This window comes from Propionicimonas sp. (genome assembly GCF_047606205.1).
Classification (GTDB): Bacteria; Actinomycetota; Actinomycetes; order Propionibacteriales; family Propionibacteriaceae; genus Propionicimonas.
Genome location: NZ_JASGES010000051.1, coordinates 1 through 8,683 on the forward strand (window position 1 = coordinate 1; position 8,683 = coordinate 8,683).

The 8,683-nt window shown below is 72.0% G+C and carries 3 protein-coding genes; 2 read left to right on the plus strand and 1 reads right to left on the minus strand.

Going from position 1 to position 8,683, the window contains the following annotated elements:
* Positions 1 to 118: 118 nt before the first annotated feature.
* Positions 119 to 610: a MarR family winged helix-turn-helix transcriptional regulator gene (locus tag QM633_RS03410; RefSeq protein WP_415152324.1), complete on the minus strand. Its 492-nt coding sequence runs from the start codon at positions 608 to 610 to the stop codon at positions 119 to 121.
* Between the two features lie 100 nt (positions 611 to 710).
* Here QM633_RS03410 and QM633_RS03415 point away from each other — a divergent pair, with 100 nt between their 5' ends.
* Entirely contained in the window at positions 711 to 4,304 is a 3,594-nt protein-coding gene (locus QM633_RS03415; protein ID WP_415152325.1) for an efflux RND transporter permease subunit, read from the plus strand.
* A 148-nt stretch (positions 4,305 to 4,452) separates the two neighbouring features.
* A partial coding sequence (locus QM633_RS03420; RefSeq protein WP_415152326.1) for a DEAD/DEAH box helicase occupies positions 4,453 to 8,683 on the plus strand: 4,231 nt, incomplete at its 3' end.

Consider the following 8,683-nt stretch of genomic DNA (forward strand, 5'->3'; position numbering starts at 1 on the left):
GACCAGACGGACACCACCCCGTCCCCACCACCCCGCGAACGACCAACACAACCGTCCCCCGAACCACAACCGGGACACACCCGCGAACGAGAACAGAACCGTCCCCCGCCCGAAGGCGTCAGGTGGGGGGCTGGAGGGCGTGCGCGCGGTCGAGGGCGTCCAGCATCGCGCGGGAGCCCTGGCAGAGCAGGGTGAGGTCGGCGGCGGACAGCAGGGTGAGGACGACGCCCAGGGCGCGGCCGAACATCGAGTCCATGTCGCGCATCACGTCCAGCCCCGCCTCCGTCGCGTGCAGCCGCCGGACGCGGCGGTCCTCCGCGTCGTCGCTGCGGGAGACGAGACCCTTCTCGACCAGCCTTTCCACCAGCCCGCTCGCTGTCGGGGCACTCACCCGCAGCAGGCGGCCCAGCTCGTTGCCCGAGATCCCCGGCTGCTGGGCGATGTGGCCGAGCACCCGCAGTTGCTGCATGGTCAGGTCCGGCGGCGCCGGCATGCCGACCAGCCCCATCGCACGGTCATGGACGCGCAGGTTCAGTTCGAACAGCTCCCCGGCCAGTGCCGCGCGCTCGTCGTCGAGCCCCAGCTCCGGTAGCGATCGCAGCCCTGACACCGCTTCCTCCCGCAGAAATAGTTAGAGCTATGCTAACTGATGTCGTCCACAGCGACCACACAGTGCCCTGTCTCCGCGGGGCCGACCAAGGGGAGAACACGTGGTTCGTCTGACGAGGCTCAGCCTCGCCCACCGCACGGTGGTCCTTCTGCTCGCGCTGCTCACGATCGGCCTCGGCGTGTACGCGGCCGGAACCCTCAAGCAGGAGCTGATCCCGTCCATCGACGTCCCGCGCGCAAGCATCATCAGCGCCTACGCCGGCGCATCCCCCGACGTGGTCGAGGCCCAGGTGTCCAAGCCGATCGAATCCGCGGTGAAGGGGGTCGCCGGAGTCACCTCGGTCACCTCGACGAGTTCCAGCGGCGTCTCGCAGGTCACCGTCCAGTGGGACTACGGGCTGGACGTCGACGACATGTCCAACAAGCTGCGCAGCGCCATCGACTCCATCTCCGCCACCCTGCCCAGCAACGTCGACCCGACGGTGATCACCGGGGGCACCGACGACATCCCCGTCGTGATCCTCGCGCTCTCCTCCAACGACGACCTCGCCGACCTGTCCACGAAGGTCACCGAGGAGATCGCCCCCGACCTGCGCGCGCTGGCCGGCGTCCGGGACGTGTCGGTCTCCGGGGAGCAGCAGCACGAGATCGTGATCACCTACTCCCAGGCGAAGGTCACCAGGTACGGCGTCGACCCGACCACGATCGCCCAGTACTTCGCCGCCGGCTCGACCGCGTACCCCTCAGGCACCATGCGCACCGACTCCACCAACTACGACGTGCAGACCGGGACGACGCTCACCTCCGCGGAGCAGGTCGGCCGGCTCATGCTGCAGGGGACGGACGGCCCGGTCGCGCTGTCCAAGGTGGCCACCGTCACCGAACAGCCGGTCGAGACCACCAGCATCTCCCGGGTCAACGGCAAGACCTCGCTCACCCTGATGGTCACCAAGAACCCGGACGCGAACACCGTGACCGTCGCGAACGAGGTCAACGCCGCCCTCCCCGGCCTGGCCCAGCAGCTGGGCAACGGCGCGGAGTTCGCCACCGTCTTCGACCAGGCCCCCTACATCACCGACTCGATCCGCGACCTGAGCGTCGAGGGCGGCATCGGCCTGGCCATGGCCGTGCTGGTGATCATGGTGTTCCTCGGCTCGATCCGCCCGACGATCATCACCGCGATCTCGATCCCGCTGTCGCTGCTGATCGCGCTGATCGGGCTGTGGGTGGGTGGCTACACCCTCAACATCCTCACCCTGGCTGCGCTCACGGTGGCGGTCGGACGCGTCGTCGACGACTCGATCGTGGTGATCGAGAACATCAAGCGCCACCAGGGCTACGGCGAGTTCGGGCGGGCGTCGATCACGAACGCGGTGACGGAGGTGGCCGGCGCCGTCACCAGTTCGACGCTGACCACGGTCGCGGTGTTCCTGCCGATCGGGCTGGTCGGCGGGCAGGCCGGGGCGATCTTCCGCCCGTTCGCCGTCGCGGTGACGGTCGCGCTGCTCGCGTCCCTGTTCGTCGCGCTGACCGTCGTGCCCACGCTGGCGTCGTGGTTCATGCGCCCGACGGCGAGGCAGCAGGAGAGGATCGCCGCGGCCGCCGCGTCGGAGGAGAAGGACACCTGGCTGCAGCGCGGCTACCTGCCCGTGCTCAACTGGGCCCTCCACCGGCGCTGGATCACCCTCGGCCTGGCCCTGCTGATCTTCGCCGGCACGCTCGCGCTGGCTCCCCGGCTGAAGACCGACTTCATCGGGAACACCGGGACGGAGTCGCTGTCGATCTCGCAGAAGCTGCCCTCGGGCACCGGCCTGAGCGAGACCGACGCCGCCGCGCAGAAGATCGAGGCGCTGCTCGCGTCCGACCCCTCCGTGCAGGCCTACTCGACCAGCATCGGCGGTTCGACCGGGGTGTTCATGGGCAGCCAGGCCGACACCAACCAGGCCACGTTCACCGTCCCGCTGAACTCCGGCGCCTCCGCCACCGACACCGCGACGAGGCTGCGCGAGGAGATCGCCGACCTCGGCCCGAGCGTGGGCACCGTCGAGGTGTCGATCGGCAATTCGTCTTCCTCCACCGGCGTCGTGCTGTACGTGGAGGGCAGCGACGCGGACGCGCTGAAGAAGGCCAACGACGAGGTGATGGCCATGATGAAGACGGTCCCCGGCCTCACCAACGTCACCAGCGACCTCACCGACGCCCGCGACATGCTGAAGGTGAACATCGACGAGGCCGCCGCGGCCAAACGGGGCATGACGCAGGCCTCGATCGGTCAGGCCGTCGCCAGGGCCGTGCGCGGCCAGCTGATCGGGACGATGGCGCAGGGGGACACCACACTGAACGTGTACGTGCGTTCGCAGAAGCCCGTGAAGAGCGTCGACGAACTGCGCGAGATCACCCTGCCGGTCACCCAGCTGATGAACGCGAACGCGAAGTCCGACGCCGCCGACAAGGTGACCAAGGACTCCGAGAAGCTCAGCAAGGACTCCAAGAAACAGTCGACCGACGCCTACAACGACCAGGTGAAGGCTCTCCAGAAGAGCAGGGCGCAGGCCAAGAAGGCCATCCGGACGCTCACCAAGCAGGTGAACTCGACCAAGAAGAAGCTGGCCGGCCTGCAGAAGCAGCTGGCCGCGATCCCGGCCAGGTGCCAGGCCGATCCGAGCGACCCGGACTGCGCACCGATCGCCGCGGGCATCTTCACGATCTCGCAGCAGCTGTCCGCGACCGCGTCCGCCCTGGCCCAGTTGAGCAGCGCGCTCGCGTCCGCGAAGTCGGGTGTGACGTCGATCGACAAGCAACTCGACGCGCTGGCGACGTCCAGGGACAAGACGCTGGAGGCGCAGGACAAGCAGCAGGCGATCACGGACGCGTCCAAGGACGCGGCGAAGGCCACGGCCGACCCGATCCCGCTGAGCAAGGTCGCCGACGTCGAGATCGTGCAGGCGCCGGCCATGGTCACCCGGGTCGACGGGACGCGGGCGGCCACCCTCAGCGCGAGCTCGGAGTCCTCCGACCTCGGCACGACCACCACCAGGCTGGAGCAGGGCGTCGCCGCGCTCGACCTGCCCGACGGCATCACCGTCCGGATCGGCGGGGTGTCCCAGCAGCAGACCGAGTCGTTCCAGCAGCTCGCCCTGGCGATGCTGGTGGCGATCGCGGTGGTCTACCTGATCATGGTGGCGACCTTCGGGTCGCTGCTGCAGCCGCTGGTGCTCCTGGTGTCGATCCCCTTCGCGGCGACCGGTGCGCTGGGGCTGTCGCTGCTCACCGACACCGCGCTGGGCGTGCCGAGCATGATCGGCCTGCTGATGCTGATCGGCATTGTGGTGACGAACGCGATCGTGCTGATCGACCTGATCAACCAGAAGCGCAGGGCAGGACTGGGGGTCGACGAGTCGATCCAGGCCGGGGCGCGGCTGCGCGTGCGTCCGATCATCATGACCGCACTGGCGACGGTGTTCGCCCTGGTGCCGATGAGCCTCGGCCTGACCGGGGGCGGGGTGTTCATCTCGAAGCCGCTCGCGATCGTGGTGATCGGCGGCCTGGTGTCGTCCACCCTGCTCACGCTGATCCTGGTGCCCGTGCTCTACGACCTGCTGGAGACCTGGCGGCAGAACCGGGCCGACCGGAGAGCGAGCCGCACGTCTCCTGCTGCCGAGGACGGGAACGCGGAGGACGCGGCTCAGGCCTGAGGCAGGTTGGTGGCATTCATGGCGTGACGTTCCCCCGGGAGGGGCCCGCTCGAGGTCGCGGGCGTAGCGGACCTCGACTTCGACGGGAAATGTCACCCGATCTGGTCCCGGCACCGGTGTCCGTGCCGCGTGGCAGAGTGGTCGCACGATGGCGGCGGACGTGCTGGAGCGGTTCTCCCCGGCCACCAGGGAGTGGTTCCGGAGCAGCTTCGCCGCGCCCACGGCCGCCCAGGCGGGGGCGTGGCAGTCGATCTCCTCGGGCCGGCACACCCTGGTGGTGGCGCCGACCGGCTCGGGCAAGACGCTCTCCGCCTTCCTGTGGGCGCTCGACCGGCTGGCCAGCGAGCCTGCCCCCGACAAGCGGAAACGCTGCCGGGTGCTGTACATCTCGCCGCTGAAGGCGCTCGCCGTGGACGTGGAGCGCAACCTCCGTTCGCCGCTGGTGGGCATCGGCCACGCCGCTGTCCGGCTCGGCCTGCCGAGGCCGGACGTGCGCGTGGCCGTCCGCTCCGGCGACACCCCCGCCGACGAACGCCGAGCGTTCGCCAGGGAACCGGCCGACATCCTGATCACGACCCCGGAGTCGCTGTTCCTGCTGCTCACCTCCGCCGCCCGGGAGGCGCTGGCCGGCGTCGAGACCGTGATCCTCGACGAGGTGCACGCCGTCGCCGGCACCAAGCGCGGCGCCCACCTCGCGCTCAGCCTGGAACGCCTCGACGCCCTGCTGGAACGGCCGGCCCAGCGGATCGGCCTGTCCGCGACCGTGCGTCCGGTCGAGGAGGTCGCGCGGTTCCTGGCCGGCGGGCGTGATGTCGCGGTCGTGGCTCCGCCGAGCGAGAAGCGCTGGGACCTGGAGGTCGTCGTCCCCGTTCCCGACCTCGGGGCGATCGGGCAGCCGACCGGCGACCTGACCGGCGCGGCGGCCGGGGACCCCGAGCGCACCTCGGTGTGGCCGCATGTCGAGGAGAGGATCGTCGACCAGATCGCCGCCCACTCCTCGACGCTCGTGTTCGTCAACTCCCGCCGCCTCGCCGAACGCCTCACCGCGCGCCTCAACGAGATCTGGCTCGAGCGCCTGGAGTCCGCCGCGGGCGACGTCGCCGACGAGGACCGGTCCTCCCGGGGCGGCGGCGAGGACCCCGCCGACGCCGCGCGGAGGGCGGCTGCCGACCCGCGGGCGCGGGGATCCCTCGGCAACCGCGCACCCGCCCAGGTGATGGCACAGTCCGCGATCGGGCAGGGGGCGCCACCGGTGCTCGCGCGGGCTCACCACGGTTCGGTCAGCCGGGAGCAGCGCCAGCTCACCGAAGAGGACCTCAAGGCCGGGCGGCTGCCCGCCGTCGTCGCCACGTCCTCGCTCGAACTCGGCATCGACATGGGCGCGGTCGACCTGGTCATCCAGGTGGAGGCGCCTCCGTTGGTGGCGTCCGGGCTGCAGCGAGTCGGGCGCGCCGGCCACCAGGTGGGCGCGACGTCCCACGGTGTCCTGTTCCCCAAGTTCCGCGGCGACCTCGTGCAGACGGCGGTGATCACCGAGCGCATGCGCGCGGGCGCGATCGAGGCCCTCCGGGTCCCGTCCACCCCGCTCGACGTGCTCGCCCAACAGGTGGTGGCGATGGTCGCGATGGACGACTGGCCGGTGGCCGACCTGGAGACGTTGGTGCGCCGCTCCGCCCCGTTCTCCGGGCTGACCCGCGCAGTGCTCGAGTCCGTCCTGGACATGCTCAGCGGGCGGTACCCGTCCGACGAGTTCGCCGAACTGCGCCCGCGACTGGTCTGGGACAGGGCAACCGGCAGCCTCACCGGCCGAAGAGGGGCGCAGCGGCTGGCCGTGACCAGTGGGGGGACGATCCCCGACCGCGGGCTGTACGGCGTGTTCCTGGCCGGGGAGGGCGGCGGCCGCCGGGTCGGCGAGCTCGACGAGGAGATGGTCTACGAGTCGCGGGTCGGGGACGTGTTCGCGCTCGGCACCTCGAGCTGGCGGATCGAGGACATCACCCACGACAGGGTGCTGGTCACGCCCGCGCCCGGCGTGCCGGCGAGGCTGCCGTTCTGGAAGGGCGACACGCTCGGGCGCCCGGCTGAGCTGGGCGAGGCGGTCGGCGCGTTCGTCCGCGAGGTCGGCGCACTGACGCCTGCCCGGGCCCGCGCCCGCGCCCGCGATGCGGGGCTCGACGAGTGGGCGAGCGACAACCTGCTCGGCTACCTGGCCGAGCAGACCGAGGCGATCGGACGGCTTCCGCACGACCGGCAGCTCGTCGTCGAGCGGTTCCGCGACGAGATCGGCGACTGGCGGGTGGTGGTCCACTCCCCGTACGGCGCGCAGGTGCACGCGCCGTGGGCGCTCGTGGTCGCCGCCCGCCTGCGCGAGCGCTACGGCGTCGACGTCCAGGCGATGCACGCCGACGACGGCCTCGTCTTCCGCCTGCCCGACACCGGCTGGCCGGACGCCGAGCCGGGCGACGCCCTCGGGGGCGACTCGTCGGCCCGTCACGAAGCTCCACGGGGAACGTCCCCGAGAGGCCAGGCGGGTCGCGCCAACCCGTCCGGGCCGATGGACGAGCTGCTCGAGATCCTCTTTCCCGACCCCGACGACGTCGCCGCGCTGGTCACGGGGGAGATCGGCGGGTCGGCGCTGTTCGCGTCCCGGTTCCGGGAGTGCGCGGGCAGGGCGCTGCTGCTTCCGAAGCGGAGGCCGGGACAACGCCAGGCCCTGTGGCAGCAACGACTGAGGGCATCTCAACTCCTGGAGGTGGCCAGCCAGTACCCGAGCTTCCCGATCGTGCTGGAGGCGGTCCGCGAGTGCGTGAACGACGTGTTCGACGTCCCCGGGCTGGTCGAGCTGCTCCGCGGCGTCCGGTCGCGCAGGATCGCCACCGTCGCGGTGGAGACGCCGCACCCGTCGCCGTTCGCCTCGTCGCTGATGTTCGGCTACGTCGCACAATTCCTGTACGAGGGCGACTCGCCGCTGGCCGAACGCAGGGCCGCGGCGCTCGCTCTCGACCCGTCCCTGCTCGCCGAACTGCTCGGCACCACCGAGGGTCTCTCGCTGGCCGAACTGCTCGACCCCGACGCCCTCACCCGCACCGAGCGGGAACTCCAGCACCTGGACGAGGGACGCCGGGCCAGGGACGCCGACGACCTCACCGACATCCTGCGCGAACTCGGCCCGCTCGACACCGCCGCGGTCGCGGCTCGCTGCGACCAGCCGAACCGGGCGGGGGCGTGGCTGGAGGACCTCGCGCGGCAGCGGCGGGTGCTCGAGCTGCCGGGCGCGCACGGACCCCGCTGGGCAGTGGTCGAGGACGCCGGGCGCCTCCGCGACGCCCTCGGCGTTCCGCTCCCGCCAGGGGTCCCGCAGGCCCTGCTCGAGCCCGTTCCCGATCCGCTCGGCGACCTGCTGGCCCGCTATGCCCGCAGCCACACCGTCTTCACCACGGCGGAGGTGGCGGCGTGGCTCGGCATCGGCGCCTCCGTCGCGCGGGACGTGCTGCGCCGTCTGGTCGCCTCGGGGCGACTCGTCGAGGGCGACCTGCGCCCCGTGGGATGGCTGCCCCCCTCGACACCGCGGGTGGCGACGGCCATCGTCGCGCCGTTCGAGGAGCGGCTCGGTGAGCCCGGGCACCGCGACGTGTCGCCGGGCCTGACTGACCCGGAGCCGGCGGCTCCTCCCGGAGCCGCGCCCTTCGCAGGTTCGGGGCACGCCTCGCCAGGCCTCGACGCGTCGACCGGGCTCGCCGGCGAGCAGTTCTGCGACGCCCGCGTCCTGCGGCTGCTGCGGCGACGATCGCTGGCCTCCCTGCGGGAGGCCGTCGAGCCGGTGTCCGCCACCGACTTCGCACGCTTCCTGCCCGCCTGGCAGGGCGTCGGCGACCTGCGCGGTGTGGACGGCGTCCTGCGGGCGGCCGAGCAGCTGGCCGGCGTGCCGGTGCCGGCCAGCGCACTGGAGTCGCTGGTCCTGCCCGCCCGGGTGCGCGACTACCGCCCGGCGATGCTGGACGAGCTCACCTCGGCGGGGGAGGTGCTGTGGCAGGGTCACGGCGCCCTGGCCGGCTCGGACGGCTGGGTCTCGCTGCACACCGCCGAGCTCGCTCCGGTCACGCTGGCCGACCCGCAGCCCGTCCCCGACGACCTCAGCGCTGCCGTGCTGGACGCGGTCGGGGCGGGGGGCTGGTTCTTCCGTCCGCTCGCCGACCAGTTGGCGGTCACCGACGACGACCTGACCGCCGCGCTGTGGAACCTCGTCTGGGCCGGGCGGCTCGGCAATGACACCCTCGCCCCGCTGCGCGCACTGCTCGGGCACGGCCACGGCGCCCATCGCTCGCGCGCTCCCGCTCCCGCGCGTGGCCGGATCGGCGCCGGCCGCTACGGCAGGCCCC